The organism is Streptomyces sp. Ag82_O1-12 (assembly GCF_900182715.1).
In the GTDB taxonomy this organism is placed as follows: Bacteria; Actinomycetota; Actinomycetes; order Streptomycetales; family Streptomycetaceae; genus Streptomyces; species Streptomyces massasporeus.
The window spans coordinates 4,383,657-4,403,285 of record NZ_FXUW01000001.1 but is presented as its reverse complement, the minus strand read 5'-3'; the positions used below and the strand labels follow the sequence as shown (position 1 = coordinate 4,403,285).

Here is a 19,629-nt window from a genome sequence, read left to right as displayed (position 1 = left end):
GCTGTGGCCCGCCTCACCTACCGATTGTTCGGTCGACGGCACAATTTGGCTATGGGTGGCCTCAGGCTGTGGACAAACGGTTCTCCACAGCCTGTGATGGACGCAGTACGTCCATGGCAGAGAGGCGGGGGCGGGTGGCATCTGAACAAATGGCCGAGAGCCAGGACGACAGCGGTGTGCTTCCGCCGCCGCGGCCCCTGGACGCCATCGATCAGGACATCCTGCGCATGCTCCAGGCGGACGGCCGCGCCTCGATACGGTCCGTCGCCGACCGGGTCCACGTCTCGCGCGCCAACGCCTACGCCCGCATCAACCGGCTCGTCGAGGACGGCGTCATCCGCGGCTTCGGCGCCCGCGTCAACCACGAGCGGGCAGGCCAGGGCACGTCCGCGTACATCACGCTGAAGATCGTGCAGAACTCCTGGCGCACGGTGCGCAAGGAGCTCAGACAGCTGCCAGGCGCCTCCCACATCGCCCTGGTGGGCGGCGATTTCGACGTGCTGCTGCTGGTGCACGTGTCCGACAACCGGGCGCTGCGCGAGCTGGTGCTGACCCGGCTCCAGGCGATCCCGCAGGTGCTCAGCACACGCACGCTGCTGGTGTTCGAGGAGGAGGACCTGGAGCCGCAGGGCTAGTGGGCCGGGGGCGTGTCAGGCGGCTTTGCGCAGGCCCCCGAAGGCCAGCCGCACCACCGCGTCGGCCACCTCGCGCTCGTTCATGCCGCGGCCATCCGGCCGGTACCACTCGACGATCGAGTTGATCATGCCGAAGACCAGCCGGGTCACCAGCCGCACCTCTATGTCGGCGCGCACGTCCCCGTCCGCGGCGGCCGCCTTGAGCAGGTCGGCGACCCGGTGGTCGAAGTCGCGGCGCCGATCCAGGGCCCACCGCTCGGTGTCGGTGTTGCCGCGCACGCGCAGCAGCAGCGTCACGTAGGGCAGCTCGGCGATGAGCACCTCGACCATGCGCCGGACCACGTACTCCAGGCGGTCCGAGGCGCGCCCCACGCGCGCGTGCTCCTCGTCGAGGATCCCGAAGAGGCCGTCCAGGGCCCGGCTCACGGCCCGGCGCAGCAGCTCCTCCTTGCCGGCGACGTGGTGGTAGATCGACGACTTGGAGATACCGGCCGCCTTGGAGAGGTGCTCCATGGAGGTGCCGTCGTAGCCACGCTCGTTGAACACCTGGACCGCGACGGACAGCAGCGTGTCCGGGGTGTAGGTGTCGCGCTTGGCGGTGGTCATGTGGTGCCCTCCCGCGGGTCGGAGGCGTGGGCGTGGCGGTACAGGGCCAGGGAGGGCGCGTAGCGGCCGGAGGGGTCGCGGCGGTGCAGGTCGTCCAGGAGCACGTAGGCCCAGGTGCGGCCGAGGCGGCGGCTCCACTCGAAGGGGCCCAGGGGGTAGTTGACGCCGAGGCGCATCGCGGTGTCGATGTCCTCCTCGGTGGCCACGCCCTTGGCGACCGCGTCGTGCGCGAGGTCGATGATGCGCGCGACCGTGCGGGCGACGATCATGCCGGGGACGTCGCCGATGACGCTGACCCGCTTGCCGAGCGCCTGGAAGAGGCCGATGGCCTCGGCGAGGACCTGCGGGGAGGTGTCCTGGGAGGCGGACAGGGCGATGCGGCCGGCCGTGCGGTAGTCCAGGGCGAGGTCGAAGTAGACGAAGTCCCGGTACTCCACGGCGGTCTGCCCGTCGGCGAGGACGAGCCGGCCGCCGCTCGGGAGGAGCAGGCACGCCCCCTGGTCGTCGTCGTCGCTGTCGTCACGGACCGGGATGCCCGCCTCGCGGATCAGGTCGAGCAGGCCGGACGCCGGGCCCAGGTCGCCCTCGGCGACGACGTACGCGGGCGGCTGCCGCTTCTCGGCGGTGTCCGGCTCGGGGCGCTCGGCGTCCTGCCCGTGGTCGTACCAGCCGTGGCCCGTCTTGCGGCCGAGCCGGCCGGACTCGACCAGGCGCCGCTGGGCGAGGGACGGCGTGAAGCGCACGTCCTGGAAGAAGGACTGCCAGACCGACTGCGTGACGGACTCGTTGACGTCCTGGCCGATCAGGTCGGTCAGCTCGAAGGCGCCCATCCGGAAGCCGCCCGACTCGCGCAGCACGGCGTCGATGGTGGCCGGGTCGGCGACCTGCGCCTCGTGGACCGCGAAGGCCTCGGCGTAGAAGGGCCGGGCGATGCGGTTGACGATGAAGCCGGGGGTGTCCGCGCAGGCGACGGGCGTCTTGCCCCAGGCGCGGGCGGTCTCGTACGCGCGCGTGGCCGACGAGACGTCCGTGGCGAAGCCGGAGACGACCTCGACCAGCGGCAGCAGCGGCGCGGGGTTGAAGAAGTGCAGGCCGACGAACCGGCCGGGGTTGCGCAGGGCGCCGCCGATGGCGGTGACGGACAGCGACGAGGTGTTGGTGGCGAGCAGGCAGTCGTCGGCGACGACGCCCTCCAGCGCGCGGAACAGGTCCTGCTTGACGTCCAGCCGCTCCAGGACGGCTTCGACGACGAGGGCGCAGTCGGCGAGCTCGGGGAGGTCCTCGGCGGGCAGCAACCGGGCGCGGGCGGCGTCCCGCTCGGCGTCGCTGAGCCGCTCCTTCTCGACGAGCCGGTCCAGGCGGGCACCGATCGCGTCTGCCGCCTCCCGGGCCCGCCCGGGGAGGGTGTCGTACAGCCGTACGGGATGGCCCGCGACCAGCGCGACCTGGGCGATTCCCTGGCCCATGGTGCCGGTGCCGACGACGGCCACGGGGCTGCTGAGGTCGAGTGCTGTCATGTGCGCGATCCTCCCGCACGGGGTTTTCCACAGATGCGGCGGACCCCCTTGAACCGACCGATCGTTCGGTTACTCTAGCTCTGTCCGAGTGTTCCTGCCCAGGTTTCTGCCCAGGTCATGAACTCGACGAAGAGTTCTTGAGACGAGGAGTTGGTCACCCATGACCGCCGCACTCTCGGCGCACGAGCTGATCGCCCGGCACCGGTCCACCCTCGACCAGGCGCTGGAAGCGATCCGCACGCGCGCCTACTGGTCCCCGCACCCCGAGCACCCCAAGGCCTACGGGGAGAACGGCAGCCTGGACGCGGCGGCGGGCAAGGCCGCCTTCGACGCCCTGCTCGGCTCCCGCCTCGACCTCGGCCAGCCGGGCACGGACGACTGGGTGGGCGGCGAGACGTCCCCGTACGGCATCGACCTGGGCGTGACGTACCCGCACGCGGACCTCGACGTGCTGCTGCCCGCCATGAAGGCCGGTCAGCGCACCTGGCGGGACGCGGGCGCCGAGCAGCGCGCCGTGGTCTGCCTGGAGATCCTCAAGCGCATCAGCGACCGGACGCACGAGTTCGCGCACGCGGTCATGCACACCTCCGGCCAGGCGTTCATGATGGCGTTCCAGGCGGGCGGCCCGCACGCGCAGGACCGCGGCCTGGAGGCGGTGGCCTACGCGTACGTCGAGCAGGTGCGCACGCCCGACAACGCCGAGTGGACCAAGCCCCAGGGCAAGCGCGACCCGCTGGCCATGAACAAGCAGTTCACGCCGGTCCCGCGCGGCATCGCCCTGCTGATCGGCTGCAACACCTTCCCGACGTGGAACGGCTACCCGGGCCTGTTCGCCTCCCTCGCCACCGGCAACGCGGTCCTGGTCAAGCCCCACCCGCGCGCGGTGCTGCCGCTCGCCCTCACCGTGCAGGTCGCACGCGAGGTGCTCGCTGAGGCCGGCTTCGACCCGAACCTGGTCGCCCTGGCCGCCGAACGCCCCGGGGAGGGCATCGCCAAGACCCTCGCGCTGCGCCCCGAGATCCGGATCATCGACTACACGGGCTCGACCGAGTTCGGCGACTGGCTGGAGGCCAACGCCCGCCAGGCGCAGGTCTACACGGAGAAGGCCGGCGTCAACACCGTCGTCGTCCACTCCACGTCCGACTACAAGGGCATGCTCTCCAACCTGGCGTTCTCGCTGTCCCTGTACAGCGGCCAGATGTGCACGACCCCGCAGAACCTCCTCGTCCCCCGCGAGGGCATCTCCACGGACCAGGGCCCCAAGTCCTACGACGAGGTCGTCGCGGACCTCGCCAAGTCCGTCGACGGGCTGCTCGGCGACGACGCCCGGGCCAACGCCCTGCTCGGGGCGATCGTCAACCCGGACGTGAAGGCCCGGCTGGAGGCCGCGGCGGGCCTGGGCGAGGTCGCCCTGGCCTCCCGCGAGATCACCAACCCGGACTTCCCTGGGGCGGTCGTCCGCACGCCGGTGATCGTGAAGCTGGACGGGGCCAAGCCGGACGACGAGGCCGCCTACATGAGCGAGTGCTTCGGCCCGGTGTCCTTCGCCGTCGCGGTCGACTCGGCCACGGACGCGGCGGAGCTGCTGCGGCGGACCGTCCGCGAGAAGGGCGCGATGACCGTCGGGGCGTACACGACCGACCCGGAGGTCGAGCAGGCCGTGCAGGAGGTCTGCCTGGAGGAGGCGGCGCAGCTGTCGCTGAACCTCACGGGCGGGGTGTACGTGAACCAGACGGCCGCGTTCTCCGACTTCCACGGGTCCGGTGGCAATCCGGCGGCCAGTGCGGCGCTGTGCGACGGGGCGTTCGTGGCCAACCGGTTCCGGGTGGTCGAGGTGCGGCGCGACGCGTAGCCGGGGCTCGGGGGTGCCCAGGAGCTCGGGGGCTCTCCTCGGCGCGCGGGTGCCGATGCGTCGTGGTTGCTCGCGCGGTTCCCCGCGCCCCTGACGGGGCGCTTCTAAAGGGGTGCTCCGAAACTCCAGTGGTACAGGGTCATCGCCACGCTGGTCGCCAAGTTGTAGCTGCTGACCTGGGGGCGCATGGGGAGGGACAGCAAGTGGTCCGCACGCGCGCGTAGTTCCGTGGACAGACCGGTGCGCTCGGAGCCGAAGGCGAGGACGGCGTCGTCCGGGAGCTTGACGCCCCGGATGTCGTCGCCCTCCGGGTCCAGGGCGAACAGCGGGCCCGGCGGCAGTTCCTCGGCGGCCAGCCGCTCCACCGTCGTCGCGTAGTGCAGTCCCGCCCCGCCCCGCACGACCGTCGGGTGCCAGGGGTCGACCGTCCCGGTCGTCACCACACCGGTCGCCCCGAAACCGGCGGCCAGGCGGATCACCGCCCCCGCGTTGCCCAGGTTGCGCGGGTTGTCGAGGACCACGACCGGGGCCGTGCGGGGCATGCGCGCCAGCTTCTCCAGGTTGGAGGCGCGGGCCGGCCGTACGGCCAGGGCGGCCACGGCGGTGGGGTGCGGGCGCGGCACGAACGACGCGTACGTCGCGTGCGGCACCTGCGTCAGCAGCCCGGCCAGCGCGTCCCGTACGTCCGGGGCCAGCTCGTCGGCGAGGGCGAGGGCGGCCGCCCGGTCGGCGGTGACCGCCACCGGCACCTCGGCGCCGAAGCGCAGCGCGTGCTTGAGCGCGTGGAACCCGTCGAGCAGGACGGTGTCGCCGGCGAGCCGGTGCCAGACGGTCACGGGGTCGGTCATGCCCCGAAGCCTACGTGCGTGGCCTCGGAACTCCCCCGGGTGCGCTGCCCGGGCAGGGGCGTACGTCCGCCCCCGCACCGGAGCCGGTCACGCGCGCGTGCCGCCAGGTCGCCCAGGCGGCGCAGGAAGCCCGTCGGCAGGAACACCGCGTCCGCCGCGATCATCGCCAGCGAGAAGAACGGCAGTCCCAGGACCACGGCGATCACGGCGTGCTCGGTCATCATCACCGCCAGCAGGACGTTCTTCACCCGCCGGTTGAACAGGGTGAACGGGAAGGCGACCTGCACGAGGACCGTCCCGTAGGTCACCAGCATCACCATCGTGCCGCTGGCCGACAGCAGATCGGCGAGGGCCGGCCAGGGCGAGAAGTACTCCAGGTGGAGCGGGTAGTAGACCGCGGTGCCGTCCTGCCAGCGCGATCCCTGGATCTTGTACCAGCCGGCCGTCGCGTAGATCAGACACGCCTCGGCCATGATCACGAGCAGGGCGCCGTTGTGCACGACGTCGGCGATCACGTCCAGCATGATCCGCGGCTCACCGGTCCCGGCCCGCCGCCCGACCAGCCACCACAGGGCCTGCACGACCCACACCGTCCACAGCAGCGCCGGTATCAGCCAGTCGCCCTGCATCCGGCCGACCAGGGTGACCGCGACCAGCACGAACCCGAGCACGCCCCACAGGGCGGGGCCGGTCCGGTCCGCGACCCGCTCGCCCCGCGCGCGTGCCGCCCTGTGCCGCACGGCCCGCCGGGCGTCCAGCGACCACACCTGGGCGCACCGCGTGAACACCAGGTAGATCGACATCAGGTGCAGCACGTTGTCGCCGCCGTCGCCCATGAAGACACTGCGGTTCTGCAGCGACAGCACGCCGACCATGAACAGCACCGACATGGTGCGGGTGCGCCAGCCCAGCATCAGCAGGGCGGCGGAGAGGACCGCCAGCGCGTAGACGATCTCGAACCAGACCCGGCCGTCCGACCACATCAGGACGGTGAACGAGCCGTTGGACCCGACCAGCTGCTGGGCGGCATCCCAGCTCCAGGGGCCGTCGGGCCCGTAGAGCTCGTGGCGGTGGGGGAGCTCGCGGAGCAGGAACAGCAGCCAGGTGGCGCTGAAGCCGATGCGGATGACGGCCGTCTGGTAGGGGCCGAGGGCCGCCTCGGTGACGCGGGCGATACCGCCCGAGACGGCCAGCGAGAACCGGTTCACCGCACGCCTCCCCGGGCCTCGTCCTGCGGGACCCTCCACCACGGCAGCTCCCGGTAGGACGGTGTCGTGGAGACCTTCTCCCGGCTCCACTCGGGCGGCGGCACGTTGCTGGTCCGGGAGCGCACCTGCACCCGCTCGATCACCCCGGAACTCCCGGTCGCGGCCCGCACCGCGTCGTCGCGGTCGAGGCGCAGCACCATGATCCGGCGCAGATACGACTCCGAGAGCGAGCCGCGCAGGCCCACCGGGCGGTTCTCGCTGTCGTGCGTGGCGACGAAGAAGTCCCAGGCGCGGCGCAGCTCGTTCTGCTGGGTGTGGCTGGGCAGCAGGTTGCCGTCGATGGCCCGGCCGTCCTCGGCCGACAGGTCGTACCAGCCGGTGGTCAGCGTCATGCCGTCCGGCCCGCGGACCCCGGCACGGACCTGGATCGAGATGTTCTGCTGGAGCGGGTTCGGCGCGAACAGCTTCCAGTTCTGCTCGAACTCCGGATAGATCCAGTCGTCCACGGCCTCGCCGTGCGCCCGGGTGACCGTGTTCGCCGGAGCGATGTGCAGGAACGTCATGCCGATGTGCACGCACACGCCGATGGCGACGACCGCGAGCGCCAGGGCGACCCCGACCTGATAGCGGGGGGAGAGCGCGGCGATGCCGATACGGGGTTCACCGGACGGGTACGGCTCGGACGGCGCGAGTGACGCGACCGGCTGGGGAGGCGCGAGTGACGTGACCGGCTCGGGCTCAGGCCCGGGGTGCACGTCCGGCTCGGGCTCAGGCCCGGGGTGCGCGACCGGCCCGGGCTCAGGCCCGGGGTGCACGTCCGGCCCGGGCTCAGGCCCGGGGGGCGCGACCGGCTCAGGCTCAGGCCCGGGGGGCGCGACCGGCTCAGGCTCAGGCCCGGGAGCCGCGACCGGCTCGGCCGAGTCCGCCGGGGCGGGGCCCCGCTGCGCGGGCGGGGCCGGGCGGCGAGGCGCGTCCGGGCCGTGCCGGGCGTTCGAGCCCTCGTCGTACGCGTCCATTCCGCCCCGTTCCACGATCCCGGTCCCTCGTTTCGTCCGCCCGGCCGTGAGGGCGTCGTACCGCCCGCGCGGTCTGCGCGGCGTCGGCACGGGCACGGTACTCAGGACACCCACCCGGGCACAGCCCCTGTCCGCAGGTCCCGCAAGGTCCCGCCGTGGCCGTCGCCACACCACGGAGGCCGACCGTACGGCGAGCGCGACCGTCCGAGAACCGGGGTCCCCCTGGTCCACAGGGGACCCACGCAGGTTATCCACAGGGCGCGCCGGCCGGTCGTCCGCAGGAGTGACACCCTACGGCGCCCGCCCGTACACCCATTCCCTTCTTCTAGAACCTGTTCTATCTTGACGCCCCGTCAGCTCAACGGGATCCGCCGGAAGGACAGGCACCGTGGACTTCACCTTCAGCGAGGAGCAGCAGGCGGCGGCCGAGGCGGCGAAGGGCGTGTTCGCCGGCGTCGCACCGGACGCCGTGCCCAGCCCGGCCATGACCCCGGGCGCCGTCGCCGAGACCTGCGACCGCGCCCTGTGGGCCAGGCTCGCCGACGCGGACCTGCTGAGCCTGCTGCTCGACGCCCGGTACGGCGGTGCCGGTCTGGACGCGGTCGCGCTCTGCCTGGTGCTGCGGGAGTCGGCGAAGGTCCTGGCCAGGGTGCCCCTGCTGGAGAGCTGCGCGGCAGCGGCGGCCATCCAGGCCCACGGCGGTGAAGAGGCGAAGGCGGACCTGCTCGCCCGGGCCGGCCGGGGCGAGATCGTCCTGACCGTCGCCGCGCACGGCCGCACCGGCCACGACCCGGCCGAACAGGCCGTGACCGCCCGGCAGGACGGCGGGACCTGGGTGCTGGACGGGGTGCAGACGGCCGTGCCCTGGGCCTACGACGCCGACGTCACCCTCGTCCCCGCGCACACCGAGACCGGCCGGACCGTGCTCGCCCTGGTGCCGCGCGGGCACGAGGGCGCCGTCCTCGCGGAGCAGTTCTCCACCAGCGGCGAGCGCCTCGGGGAGCTGCGGCTGGAGTCGGCACGGCTGGCCGCCCGGGACGTCATCGACACCGACGGGGCATGGGAGTGGCTGCGGGACCTGCTGGCCACCGGGACGTGTGCGCTGGCGCTCGGACTGGGGGAGCGCGTGCTGCGGATGACCGGGGAGTACACGGCCGAGCGGGAGCAGTTCGGGTTCCCGATCGCGACCTTCCAGGCCGTCGCCGTGCAGGCCGCCGACCGCTACATCGACCTGCGCGCGATGGAGGCCACGCTGTGGCAGGCCGCGTGGCGGATCGCCTCCGGGGCACCGGGCCCGCTGCCCGCCGCCGGGGACGTGGCCGTCGCCAAGATCTGGGCGGCGGAGGGCGTACGCCGGGTCGTGCAGACCGCACAGCACCTGCACGGCGGGTTCGGCGCCGACGTCGACTACCCCCTGCACCGCTACCACGCCTGGGCCAAGCACCTGGAACTGTCACTCGGCCCGGCCGCGGCCCACGAAGAGGCCCTGGGCGACCTGCTGGCGGCCCACCCACTGGCCTGATCGCGCGGGCCGGGGACCGGGGGTGCTCTTAGACGGCCGGATGCCGGCTGAGGGCTGGTACCGGGACCGGGACCGGGGCTGGGACCGGTACCGGGACGCTAGAGGACGAACCCCTGCTGCCCCTCGTCCGTCACCACGGGACGGCCCGCCGCCTCCCAGACCTGCATGCCGCCGTCGACGTTCACGGCGTCGACGCCCTGCTGGGCCAGGTACATCGTGACCTGGGCGGACCGGCCGCCGGAACGGCAGATCACATGAACCCGGCCGTCCTGCGGGGCGGCCTCGGTCAGCTCGCCGTACCGGGCGACGAACTCGCTGATGGGGATGTGCAGCGCCCCTTCGGCGTGACCGGCCTTCCACTCGTCGTCCTCCCGGACGTCCAGCAGGAAGTCACCGTCCTTGAGGTCCGCGACCGCGACCGTGGGCACACCAGCTCCAAAACTCATGCGTCCGACGCTACCCGAACCGGCCGGAGCACCGGCCCGGGCGCGGCTCAGCCCTGTCCCCCGCCGTCGCCCTGACCCTGGCCCTCTCCCTCGCCGAGCAGCGCGGTCAGCTCCGTCTCCCGTTCGGAGACCTGGGCGAGCAGACCCTGCCCGATCTCGTCGAGGAGCCGGTCCGGGTCGTCCGGGGCGAGCTGGAGCATGTGGCCGATGGCGCTGTCCTCCAGTTCCCTGGCGAGCAGGCCGAGTAGCTCCTTGCGCTGGGCGAGCCATTCGAGGCGGGCGTAGAGCTCCTCGGCGCGGCTCGGGCCCCGCTTCAGCTCGGGCCCCTTGGCCCACTCCGCGGCGAGCTCACGCAGCTCCGCCTCGTCGCCCCGGGCGTAGGCGGCGTTGACGCGCGTGATGAACTCCTCGCGCCGCCGGCGCTCCTTCTCCTCCTGCGCCAGGTCCGGGTGGGCCTTGCGGGCGAGGTCGCGATAGAGCTTGCGGGCCTCCTCGCTGGGACGGACCCGCTGCGGGGGCCGCACCGGCTGGTCGGTGAGCATCGCGGAGGCCTCCGGGAACAGGCCGTCGCCGTCCATCCAGCCGTGCAGCAGTTCCTCCACGCCCGGGATGGGGGCGAGCCGGGCCCGGGCCTCGTCCGCCCGCTGCCGGTCCGCGGGGTCACCGCTGCGGGCCGCTCTGGCCTCCAGGATGCGGGCGTCCAGCTCCTCGAGCCGGGCGTAGAGCGGGCCGAGTTTCTGTTCGTGCAGCCGGGAGAAGTTCTCGACCTCGACGCGGAAGGTCTCCACCGCGATCTCGTACTCGATCAACGCCTGCTCGGCGGCCCGCACGGCCCGCTCCAGCCGCGCCTCGGGCCGTGCGGCGTCGTCGCCGTCCTGCTCAGCTTCCGGGGTCGTCACCCGACCAGCCTAGGTGACGAACCGACGGCACCCGCGCCCCGGAGGACAGGACCGGGGCCCTGCCGACCGGCCCGGGCGGCACGGGTGCGGCCGGACGGCACAGGTACGGCCGGCCCAGGCGGCGCACGTGGGCCCCAGCAGCGCAGGCGGCCCCGGGCAGCGCACGTGGTCCCGGGCCGGCCTGCCCTACACCCCCATCTCCGCCGCGACCTTCCCCGCCCGCACCCCCACCAGCAGCTCCGCGTGATCCGCCTCGGTCCGGTCCGCGTAGGCCACGGCGAAGTCCGCCATCGCCTCGTCCAGCTCCTCGTTCTTCCCGCAGTACCCGGCGATGAGCCGTGGATCGGCGCTGTGGGCGTGCGCGCGGGCCAGGAGCGCACCGGTCATGCGGCCGTAGTCGTCCATCTGGTCGGCGGCCAGGGCGGCCGGGTCGACGCTGCCCTTGCGGTTGCGGAACTGGCGGACCTGGAAGGGGAGTCCGTCGACCGTCGTCCAGCCCAGCAGGTTGTCGCTGACGACCTGCATCCGTTTCTGGCCCAGCACGACCCGACGGCCCTCGTGACCGGCCTTCGGCGCATCGAAACCGGCCGTCACCAGATGCGGCACCAGGGCGGACGCCCGCGCCTCCTTCACCTGGAGCACCAGCGGCTCTCCCCGGTGGTCCAGGAGCAGCACGACGTAGGAGCGGGTGCCGACACTTCCGGTGCCGACGACGCGGAAGGCCACGTCGTGCACCGCGTGCCGGGCGAGGAGCGGCAGGCGGTCCTCCTGGAGGGTGCCGACGTACTCCTCCAGGGACGCGGCCACCGCGGCTGCCTCAGCGTCCGGAACGCGCCGCAGGACCGGCGGGGCGTCGACGAACCGGCGTCCGCCGTCCTCGGTGGCCTCGGTCGACTTGGCCGCGAAGCGGCCGCTGGTGTTGTGGCGGGCCTTCTCGGAGACGCGCTCCAGCGTGCCGAGCAGATCATGGGCGTCCGTGTGGGAGACGAGCTCCTCGTCCGCGATGGCGTTCCACGCGTCCAGCACCGGGAGCTTGGCCAGGAGCCGCATGGTCCTGCGGTACGCGCCCGCCGCGTCGTACGCCGCCTTGCGGCACTGGTCCTCGTCGGCGCCGGTCACCCGGCCCGCGAGCACCAGGGAGGCCGCGAGACGCTTGAGGTCCCACTCCCAGGGGCCGAACACCGTTTCGTCGAAGTCGTTCAGGTCGATGACCAGGCCGCCGCGCGCGTCCCCGTACAGGCCGAAATTGCCCGCGTGGGCGTCGCCGCAGAGCTGGACCCGGATCCTGGTCATGGGCGTGCGCGCCAGGTCGTAGGCCATGAGGCCCGCCGAGCCGCGCAGGAAGGCGAACGGGTTGGCGGCCATGCGGCCGACCCGGATCGGGGTCAGCTCGGGCAGCCGTCCGCGGCCCGACTCCTCGACGGCGCTCACCGCGTCGGGCCGGGACGCCTCCAGGTCGAGCGTGGCGTGCGCGCTGCGCGGGATCCGCTTGCGCAGGGCCTTGCCCTCGTCCTTGGGCGAGCCCTCGGCCGGCCACGCGGCGAAGCCGCGCACCCGGGGCAGGCGGCGCGGCGCCCCGTCCCTCGTCGTGGCGCCGCCCTCGCCTTGAGCTCCATCCCTGGTCATCCCGACCGCCTCCCCCGCACGCGCACGAACATCAACTCGTTCCGACCGTACAACCGGCGGCCGAAACGCGTCAGACCCTGTGGACAACTCCACAGCTGTGGACAATCCGTGCCGGGTCCGCAGGGCAGTGGCGGGCTACGCACCCGAGGGCACGGTGGCCCCCTGCGGCACCGCCGCCGCGCCCGGAACCGTCTGCGCCTGCGCCAGCAGCCGCTCGGCCCGGTCCACGGTGATGTCGAGCCGGGCCAGCACCGCCGGAACGGTGATGCTGGGCAGGAAGTTCTCGAACAGCACGACGACCCGGCGCTCCAGATCCTGCCGCTGGCAGCGCAGCTGGGACAGCAGCTGCACTCCGGAGAAGCTGCCGACCAGCAGTTCCGCCGTCTCCGGCACGTCGACGTGCTGCAACAGCTCGCCCCGGGTCTTCGCCTCGCCCAGCACCTGCCTGTTCTGGTCGATCCACATCCGGAAGGCCGGGGTGCGGTCGAGGTCCATGGCTCCCTGGTCGAGGGCGAGCCCCACGCTGGCCCGCACCAGCGGTTCGGATCGCAGCCGGCGGGCCATCACCAGACCGGAGTCGACGAGTTCCTGGAGCTTGACGGACTGCGGCGGGAGCGTGATCGCGAGCTGCTCCTCGAACACCCCCACCGCCAGCTCCTCCTTGGAGCCGAAGTGGAAGTACAGCGCGCCCTTGGTGACGCCTGCCCGGTCCAGGATCTCGCCGATGGTCGCCGAGGTGTAGCCGCGTTCGTCGAAGACGGCCGCCGCCGCCTCCAGGATGGTCCGCCGGGTGCGGATCGCGCGCTCCTGTCGCGCCATCGGGTGCCTCCTGATCTCCGTCGATCCCTGTGAAGTCGCTGTGTGGCGAGGGCGCGAGGGCCAGTCCCAGCGGCTTGGCTGACCCTTTGAAAAAAACCGGCTCGTCCGTATCTTAGTCAGGCGTCGATCGCGACCAGGCAGCCGATCCGGGGGGTTCTCATGCCGCAGACAGGGCCTTTAAGCGCACTCACGGACGATCAGACCGGACACGGGGGCCGTCCGGCAAACGGAACCGCTACGACCGTCGAGAATTCGCCACACACCACCGTGCCCCCAGACGCTGCACCACCACGTCCCACCACCGGGGAACCCACCCCGCCGACCACCGCCACTGCCGAAGCCGCCTCGCCCGCCGAAGCCCCGCAGCACCACTCCCACACCACCGTCACCAAGGAACTCGCCCATCGCACCACCGAGACGGACGTCTTCCCCGCCCGGTGGGTCCGAATCTCCGGCACCCGTTTCCGCTTCACCGCGCACTGGCCGGCCGCCCATCCCTTCTTCGGCCCCGTGGACGGCCGCCACCAGGACCCGATGGTCGTGGGCGAAACGTTGCGGCAGGCCTCCATGGTGCTGGCGCACGCCGAGTTCGGCGCCCCGGCCGACACGCACTTCGTCATGTGGGACCTGACGGTCCACGTCGACCCGTCCGCGCTCCTGCTGGCGGACGCCGCCGAGCCGGTCGAGTTCGACGTCGTGTGCTCCGAGGTGCGCCGCCGCGGCCGCGGGCTGCACAGCATGCGCACCACGATGGAGTTCCGCCGCGCGGGGCGGCTCGTCGCCCGCGGCACCGGCAGCACCGGCTGCACCTCCCCGCGCGCCTACCGCCGCCTGCGGGCGGACAGGTTGAACGCCCCCGACACCCCGGTGCCACTGCTGCCCGGCATATCCCCGCAGACCGCGGGACGGGCCCGCGCCGAGGACGTCGTCCTCGCACCCGCGGACCGCCCCGGCGTCTGGCACCTGCGCGTCGACACCGGCCACCCGGTGCTCTTCGCACGGCCCAACGACCACGTCCCCGGCATGGTCCTGTTCGAGGCAGCCCGCCAGGCCGCGACCGCCGCGTCCGGCCTGCACCCCTTCCTGCCGATCACGATGACGGCCGGTTTCGCCCGGTACGCCGAACTGCACAGCCCCTGCCGGATCGAGACCGAGATCCTCGACGAGCGCCCCGGGGAGGTGACCGTACGAGTGTCGGGGCGGCAGGACGGCGAGTCCGTCTTCACCGCCGCCCTGACCGCCGCCCGGCCGACGCGGGTACGGTCCCTGTCGTGACGGTCAAGATTCTGATCACGGGCGCGAGCGGCTTCGTCGGCAGCCGGGTCGCCGCCACGGCGCAGCGTCAACCGGGCGCCCACGTACGCCTGTTGACCCGGCACGCACCGCACGGCCCCGAGTACGTCCACGGCGACCTCTGCGCCCCGCCCTCCCTGCGCGGCGTCTGCGCCGACACCGATGTCCTGGTGCACTGCGCCACGCGGATCGGCGGCGACGCCGAGACCGCCGAGGCCGTCAACGACCACGGCACCCGTGCCCTGGTCGAGGAGGCCGTACGCGCCGGAGTGCGCCGGATCGTGTACGTCAGCACGGCCGCCGTCCACGGCCGGGGCCCCTTCCGCGGTGTGGGCCCCGGGGAGGTGCCGGTCGCGCCCGCGTCGCCCACCAGCCGCACCCGGGCCGCCGCCGAGCGGTACGTCCTCGACGCGGGCGGCCTGGTGCTGCGCCCGCACCTCGTGTACGGCGAGGGCGATCGCTGGGTGATCCCCGGCCTGGTGTGGTTGATGAAGGAACTGTCGGCCACCACCCTGACCGACTGCGCGGCGCTGCAGTCGATGATCGACGTCGACACCCTGGGCCGTGCGGTGGTGGCCGCCGCGCTCTCCCTGGCGTCCGGCGGCGGCGTGCACCATGTCAACCATCCCGAGCCGGTGGCGGTCCCCGACCTGCTGGCGTCCGTGGGACGGGAGGTGGAGGAGCCCGGCGGCGGGGCGCCCGTGGACGTCGTCACCGCCCTGGACCGGGCCGCCGGGTCACCCCTCGCCCTCCATCACCTCGGCATGCTCACGGTCGACCACTGGTTCGTGGACGACGCGTTCTGGAAGGACTTCGACTGCTCGCCCGGCGAGGGGTTCGCTGCCGCGTTCCGCCGCGCGGCGCCCTGGTACCGCGCGTTCCTCCAGGGCCGGAAAGTCTCCTGACCGCCTAAGCCTCCGCCACCTCCGCCTCCGCTTCCCCCGCCTCCGTCTCCGTCCTCTCCGCCTCCGCTTCCCCCGCCTCCGTCTCCGTCCTCTCCGCCTCCGCTTCCCCCGCCTCCGTCTCCGTCCTCTCCGCCTCCTCCGGGCGCGGGCCGCCGCCCGGATCCCGGCCGTGCAGCAGCACCGGCAGCTCCTCGTGGCCGGTGGAGATGATGGACCGCAGCCGCTTCGGCGGACGCGACGGATCGGCCAGGGCCAGCCGCGGGAAGCGTGCGAACAGCGACGTCAGAGCCACGGTGGCCTCGGTCATGGCCAGGGGCCGGCCCAGGCAGTGGTGCACGCCGTGGCCGAAGGACACGTGGTCGCGGCTGGTGACACGTGTGACATCGAAGCGTTCGGCGTCCGGCCCGTGCCGCTCGGGGTCGCGCCCGGCGCCCGCGAAGGAGACCACGAGCGGGTCGCCCTTCGGGATGGTCAGGCCCGGCTCGATCTCGATGTCCTCGACGGCGTAGCGCAGACCCGACATGGCGCCCGGCGCCTCGAAGCGCAGCGACTCCTCCAGGGCGTCCTCCCAGGTCGCCCGCCCGGAGCGGACGAGGTCGAGCTGGTCGGGGTGGGCGAGCAGGCTGTGCACGGTGTTGTCGATGAGGTTGACGGTCGTCTCGAACCCGGCGGTGAGCAGCAGGATCAGGTTGTCCATCAACTCCTGTTCACCGATGCTGCCTTCGTCGTGCGCGGCGATGAGCGCCGTCGTCAGGTCGTCGGCCGGGTGCTCGCGCTTGTACCGGAGGAACGCGGTCAGCGTGCCGTAGAGGTCGACGGCGTTGGCCTGGGCGTCCTCCAGGGAGATCGCCGTGTCGAAGAAGCGGCTGATGATGCGGTAGAGGGCCGCGCGCGGCCCGTCCTCGCCGGGCGGTACGCCGAAGAGCTCGCACACCACCTCGTGCGGGACGGGCGCCGCGAACGCCGCCCGCAGATCGACGACTTCGCCCTCGGGGAGGGACTCCAGGGCGTCTAGCGCCCGGTCGACGATCTCCTGGACGCGCGGCAGCAGCGCGTCGACGCGGCGTTTGGTGAAGGCGGCGGCCATCGGCTTGCGCAGCCGGCTGTGGTCGGAGCCGTAGGCGGTGACCATGTTGCGCACCGAGACCCAGATGGCGAGCGGCCAGGTGCGGGAGATGTCCCCGTTGATCCAGGCCGGCCAGTGCTGGTAGGCGTCCTTGCTCGTCTCCGGGCCGGCCAGGAGCCGTTTGTTCAGCTCCAGGCCGGTGATCCACCACGCCCGTACACCGCCGGGGAGTTCGACCTCCACGGCCGGGCCCTGGGCACGGATCCGGGAGATCTCGCCGTAGAGGTCCTGACCGGTCGGGTCGATCGACAGGAAGGGGCAGACCTGCTGTGCCATGACTCATCGCTCCTTGGTCCAGAGGCTGGGGGACCATCGTGCGATCCGCAGGCCGGAAAAACTTGGCAACCGGTTTGTTTTGGCCATGACTTCACCCACGGTCGGCCGACGGCGGGTGGCTACCGCAGCGCGAGCCCCACCCGGCCCGCCTCCGCCTGGACGCCCGACCCGGCCGGCCCGCTCCCCGCAGGCCCGCTCCCCGCCGATCCGCTTCCCGTCGGCCCGCTCCCCGCCGATCCGCTCCCCGCGGGTTCACCCCGCACCGCTTCACTCCCCGCCGGATCCAGCGCCCCGGCCAGGCACGGCGCCGCCAGGCACGGCAGCAGCACCCGCCACAGGTCGGTCAGCGAGGGCCGGGCGAGCCAGCCGTCGTCCTCGCGGGCCAGCACCTCGATGCCGGTCGTGGCGGCCAGGACGACCGCGCTGGTGCGCTGCGGCGTCACCCCGGCGGCGAGTTCACCCCCGTGCTCCGCCTCGGCCAGCAGCCCCTGCACGCACTCCCGCCATCCCCGGCGCAGGTCCCGCACCCGCCCGGCAGCCTGCTCGGCGTTCAGCCGCAGCCCGGCCCGGACCACGACGTCGGCGCAGAGCAGCCGGGCGACGTGGTGGGTGACGTCCACGAGGCGTTGCAGGGCGCTGCCGTCCCCGTCGCGATGACCGGCCGCGGCCTCGCGCAGGGCTTGTTCGGCCGCATGCTCGACGGCCTCGGCGACGGCGGCCTTGTTGGCGAAGTGGAAGTGCAGCGCGCCGGAACTGACACCGGCTCCCGCGCTGATCTCCGCCAGGCTGGCCCGGACGTATCCGCGGGCCTCGAACTGTTCGGCCGCCGACCGGATCAGCGCGAGACGGGTCCGGACGGCCCGGTCCTGTTTGGTCACCCGTGGCTCCCCTGCAGGGCTCTGATGGCGACGCAATGAAACCAACTCGCTGGTTTTTACACAACGCGTCGACGGCCCAACGGCCTTGGGCGCGTCCTCAAGCCCGCAGGTACGCCAGCACGGCCAGCACCCGGCGGTGGGTCGCGTCCGCCGGCGGCAGGTCCAGCTTGGTGAGGATGCCGGACACGTGTTTGCCCACGGCCGCCTCGGAGACGACGAGTTCGCGTGCGATCGCGCCGTTGGACCTGCCCTCGGCGATCAGCGCCAGCACCTCACGCTCGCGCGGGGTGAGCCGCTCCAGCGGATCGCGGCGGCGGCGCAGCAACTGCCGTACGACCTCGGGGTCGACGACCGTGCCGCCGTCCGCCACCTTGCCGAGCGCCTCGACGAACTCCTCGACCTGGCCGACGCGGTCCTTGAGCAGATAGCCGACGCCCGTGCCGTCGCCGGAGTCGAGCAGCTCGGCGGCGTACCGGCGCTGCACGTACTGGCTGAGGACCAGCACGGGCAGCGTGGGCCGCTCCCCGCGCAGCCGCACGGCCGCGGCCAGGCCCTCGTCCTGGAAGCCGGGCGGCATGCGCACGTCCGTGACGACCACGTCCGGGTCGTGCTCCCCGACAGCCGCGACCAGGGCCTCGGCATCCCCCACGGCCGCGACGACCTCGTGCCCGCAGCGCCCGAGCAGCCCGACCAGCCCGTCCCGCAGCAGGACGCTGTCCTCCGCCAGGACGACCCGCAGCGGCCGCTCAACTCGCAGGGTCACAAGGGATCTCCACACACAGCAGGGTCGGTCCGCCGGGCGGACTGGACAGGGAGAGTCTGCCATCGAGCACCGACACCCGGTCCGCGAGTCCGGTCAGTCCGCTGCCCTGCCCGGCCCGTGCGCCACCGCACCCGTCGTCGCGTATCCGCAGCAGCAGCCGCCCGTCCCGGTGCCCGCCGCTCACCTCGGCACGGCTCGCGCCGCTGTGCCGGCCCACGTTGGCGAGCGCCTCGCACACCACGAAGTACGCGGCGGCCTCGACCGCCGGGGAGAGCCGGCCGGGCAGCTCCAGGTCGACGTCCACGGGCACGGCCGAACGGTCCGCGGCGTCGGCCACGGCGGCTTCGAGGCCGTAGTCGGCGAGGACCTTGGGGTGGATGCCGTGGATGAGCTCGCGCAGTTCCGCGAGGGCCGTACCCGCCTCCTGGTGCGCCTTGGCGAGCTGGTCGGCGAGCGGGCCGGGCGGGGCGTCGAGACGGGCCAGCCCGAGCGTCATCGTCAGGGCGACGAGCCGCTGCTGCGCCCCGTCGTGCAGATCGCGTTCGATACGCCGCCGCTCCGCCTCGAAGGCGTCCACCAACCGCACCCGCGACCGGGCCAGTTCGACCACCCTGGCCCCCAGGTCGGCCTCCCGCGGCGCGACCAGCAGCCGGGCCAGCCCGGCCCGGGCCCCGGCCAGCACGCCCAGCAGGTAGGCACCGAGGACGAGCAGGACCAGCCCCAGGACGGCGAACCCCACGGCAGCCGGCCAGGTCGTGACCAGCCACACCTTGAGGACCTTCGCCTCGCCGAGGACGGCCAGGAGCAGCGGAGTCGCCACCACGGAGAGCGGCCCCAGCAGGAAGACGGCGAACGCGAGGGCGTCGACCGGCCACAACAGCCCCGCGAACAGCAGGGCATGACCCAGCTCCCGCCAGGTGGCCCGCTCCCGCAGCCGCGTCGACAACCAGGCCCGCAGCCCCGGCTCCCCGGGCGGCCGGTGCGGATCCGACGCCGGCTCCGTGTCGACCAGCCGCAGCCGGAACCGCTCCAGTGCCGCCACCGGAATGCCCGCCAGCGCCGTCCCGAGCAGCACCGGCAGCCCCACCAGCGCGAGCGCGAGCACCCCGCCGGCCGCCGCCGAGAGCACGATCCCGACGAGCACGACGGCACCGGTGACCGCGCCGGTGAGCAGGTAACACGCCGACCGCCACGGCCACGCCGACAGCAGGTAGCCGGGGCGGGACAGGGCCTGCCACACGTTGCGAGGGTGCATGGGGATCACCGTAGAAGCCGCCCGGGGCCCCGGCCATGGGCGCAGACCGAGGCCCTGGGGTATGCCTGGCCCTACCCCAGGTCTAGGCCCCGCCGCACTGCGCCGGCCCGCCCCCGAGCGGTTTCGTTGGGGCGACACC

General features: G+C 73.1%; 18 protein-coding genes. 5 read left to right on the top strand and 13 right to left on the bottom strand.

Annotated elements, in window-relative coordinates; all coding sequences use genetic code 11:
* Window positions 1-149 precede the first annotated feature (149 nt).
* Window positions 150-635, top strand: coding sequence for an Lrp/AsnC family transcriptional regulator (locus QOL88_RS20210; protein WP_097217995.1), 486 nt, complete (start codon window positions 150-152; stop codon window positions 633-635).
* Between the two features lie 15 nt (window positions 636-650).
* Here the strand turns inward: QOL88_RS20210 and QOL88_RS20205 are convergent, their stop codons facing one another.
* Both QOL88_RS20205 and QOL88_RS20200 read right to left on the bottom strand, forming a co-directional pair.
* On the bottom strand, window positions 651-1,241 hold the full coding sequence (locus QOL88_RS20205) for a TetR/AcrR family transcriptional regulator (protein WP_097217993.1): 591 nt from the start codon (window positions 1,239-1,241) through the stop codon (window positions 651-653).
* Window positions 1,238-2,758, bottom strand: coding sequence for a 3-hydroxyacyl-CoA dehydrogenase (locus tag QOL88_RS20200; protein WP_097217991.1), 1,521 nt, complete (start codon window positions 2,756-2,758; stop codon window positions 1,238-1,240). The genes QOL88_RS20205 and QOL88_RS20200 overlap by 4 nt, the downstream gene beginning before the upstream one ends.
* A gap of 160 nt (window positions 2,759-2,918) precedes the next feature.
* Here QOL88_RS20200 and paaN point away from each other — a divergent pair, with 160 nt between their 5' ends.
* Entirely contained in the window at window positions 2,919-4,610 is a 1,692-nt protein-coding gene (gene paaN / locus QOL88_RS20195) for a phenylacetic acid degradation protein PaaN (RefSeq protein ID WP_097217989.1), read from the top strand.
* A 104-nt stretch (window positions 4,611-4,714) separates the two neighbouring features.
* Here paaN and QOL88_RS20190 read toward each other — a convergent pair whose 3' ends face one another.
* From QOL88_RS20190 to QOL88_RS20180, 3 genes are read right to left on the bottom strand one after another with little or no spacing between them, the layout of a single operon-like run.
* Window positions 4,715-5,458 (bottom strand): TrmH family RNA methyltransferase, encoded by a 744-nt coding sequence (locus tag QOL88_RS20190; protein ID WP_097217988.1) that lies wholly within the window; start codon window positions 5,456-5,458, stop codon window positions 4,715-4,717.
* Window positions 5,455-6,666: an HTTM domain-containing protein gene (locus tag QOL88_RS20185; protein WP_097217986.1), complete on the bottom strand. Its 1,212-nt coding sequence runs from the start codon at window positions 6,664-6,666 to the stop codon at window positions 5,455-5,457. Before QOL88_RS20185 ends, QOL88_RS20190 begins: the two co-directional genes overlap by 4 nt.
* Window positions 6,663-7,682 carry a DUF5819 family protein gene (locus tag QOL88_RS20180; RefSeq protein WP_097217984.1) on the bottom strand — a complete coding sequence of 340 codons (1,020 nt, stop codon included), beginning with the start codon at window positions 7,680-7,682 and terminating at the stop codon, window positions 6,663-6,665. Before QOL88_RS20180 ends, QOL88_RS20185 begins: the two co-directional genes overlap by 4 nt.
* Window positions 7,683-8,070: 388 nt before the next feature.
* Between QOL88_RS20180 and QOL88_RS20175 the strand changes: the two genes are divergently transcribed.
* The gene (locus tag QOL88_RS20175; RefSeq protein WP_097217982.1) at window positions 8,071-9,204 is read left to right on the top strand and encodes an acyl-CoA dehydrogenase family protein; all 1,134 of its coding nucleotides are present in this window, start codon (window positions 8,071-8,073) and stop codon (window positions 9,202-9,204) included.
* Between the two features lie 98 nt (window positions 9,205-9,302).
* Here QOL88_RS20175 and QOL88_RS20170 read toward each other — a convergent pair whose 3' ends face one another.
* The 4 genes from QOL88_RS20170 to QOL88_RS20155 all read right to left on the bottom strand — a co-directional run bounded on the left by QOL88_RS20170 (window position 9,303) and on the right by QOL88_RS20155 (window position 12,994).
* A complete protein-coding gene (locus QOL88_RS20170; RefSeq protein WP_097217980.1) occupies window positions 9,303-9,632 on the bottom strand; it encodes a rhodanese-like domain-containing protein in 330 nt (109 codons plus the stop codon).
* 65 nt (window positions 9,633-9,697) lie between these two features.
* Window positions 9,698-10,549, bottom strand: coding sequence for a hypothetical protein (locus QOL88_RS20165; RefSeq protein ID WP_097217978.1), 852 nt, complete (start codon window positions 10,547-10,549; stop codon window positions 9,698-9,700).
* A gap of 186 nt (window positions 10,550-10,735) precedes the next feature.
* The gene (locus tag QOL88_RS20160) at window positions 10,736-12,175 is read right to left on the bottom strand and encodes a DUF2252 domain-containing protein (protein WP_097217976.1); all 1,440 of its coding nucleotides are present in this window, start codon (window positions 12,173-12,175) and stop codon (window positions 10,736-10,738) included.
* Between the two features lie 135 nt (window positions 12,176-12,310).
* Window positions 12,311-12,994, bottom strand: a complete 684-nt coding sequence (locus QOL88_RS20155; RefSeq protein WP_097217974.1) for a ScbR family autoregulator-binding transcription factor — start codon at window positions 12,992-12,994, stop codon at window positions 12,311-12,313.
* Between the two features lie 267 nt (window positions 12,995-13,261).
* Between QOL88_RS20155 and QOL88_RS20150 the strand changes: the two genes are divergently transcribed.
* Together QOL88_RS20150 and QOL88_RS20145 are read left to right on the top strand one after the other, a co-directional pair.
* Complete coding sequence (locus QOL88_RS20150; RefSeq protein ID WP_097217972.1) at window positions 13,262-14,269, top strand: ScbA/BarX family gamma-butyrolactone biosynthesis protein; 1,008 nt, start codon at window positions 13,262-13,264, stop codon at window positions 14,267-14,269.
* Window positions 14,266-15,192: an NAD-dependent epimerase/dehydratase family protein gene (locus QOL88_RS20145; RefSeq protein WP_097217970.1), complete on the top strand. Its 927-nt coding sequence runs from the start codon at window positions 14,266-14,268 to the stop codon at window positions 15,190-15,192. Before QOL88_RS20150 ends, QOL88_RS20145 begins: the two co-directional genes overlap by 4 nt.
* Window positions 15,193-15,196: 4 nt before the next feature.
* On the opposite strand, the gene QOL88_RS20140 is transcribed toward QOL88_RS20145, so the two are convergent.
* The 4 genes from QOL88_RS20140 to QOL88_RS20125 all read right to left on the bottom strand — a co-directional run bounded on the left by QOL88_RS20140 (window position 15,197) and on the right by QOL88_RS20125 (window position 19,490).
* On the bottom strand, window positions 15,197-16,594 hold the full coding sequence (locus QOL88_RS20140) for a cytochrome P450 family protein (RefSeq protein WP_257027834.1): 1,398 nt from the start codon (window positions 16,592-16,594) through the stop codon (window positions 15,197-15,199).
* Between the two features lie 119 nt (window positions 16,595-16,713).
* Window positions 16,714-17,472, bottom strand: a complete 759-nt coding sequence (locus tag QOL88_RS20135; protein ID WP_097217968.1) for a ScbR family autoregulator-binding transcription factor — start codon at window positions 17,470-17,472, stop codon at window positions 16,714-16,716.
* A 97-nt stretch (window positions 17,473-17,569) separates the two neighbouring features.
* On the bottom strand, window positions 17,570-18,229 hold the full coding sequence (locus tag QOL88_RS20130; RefSeq protein WP_179879129.1) for a response regulator transcription factor: 660 nt from the start codon (window positions 18,227-18,229) through the stop codon (window positions 17,570-17,572).
* Window positions 18,219-19,490 carry a sensor histidine kinase gene (locus tag QOL88_RS20125; protein WP_179878911.1) on the bottom strand — a complete coding sequence of 424 codons (1,272 nt, stop codon included), beginning with the start codon at window positions 19,488-19,490 and terminating at the stop codon, window positions 18,219-18,221. The genes QOL88_RS20130 and QOL88_RS20125 overlap by 11 nt, the downstream gene beginning before the upstream one ends.
* Window positions 19,491-19,629 lie beyond the last annotated feature (139 nt).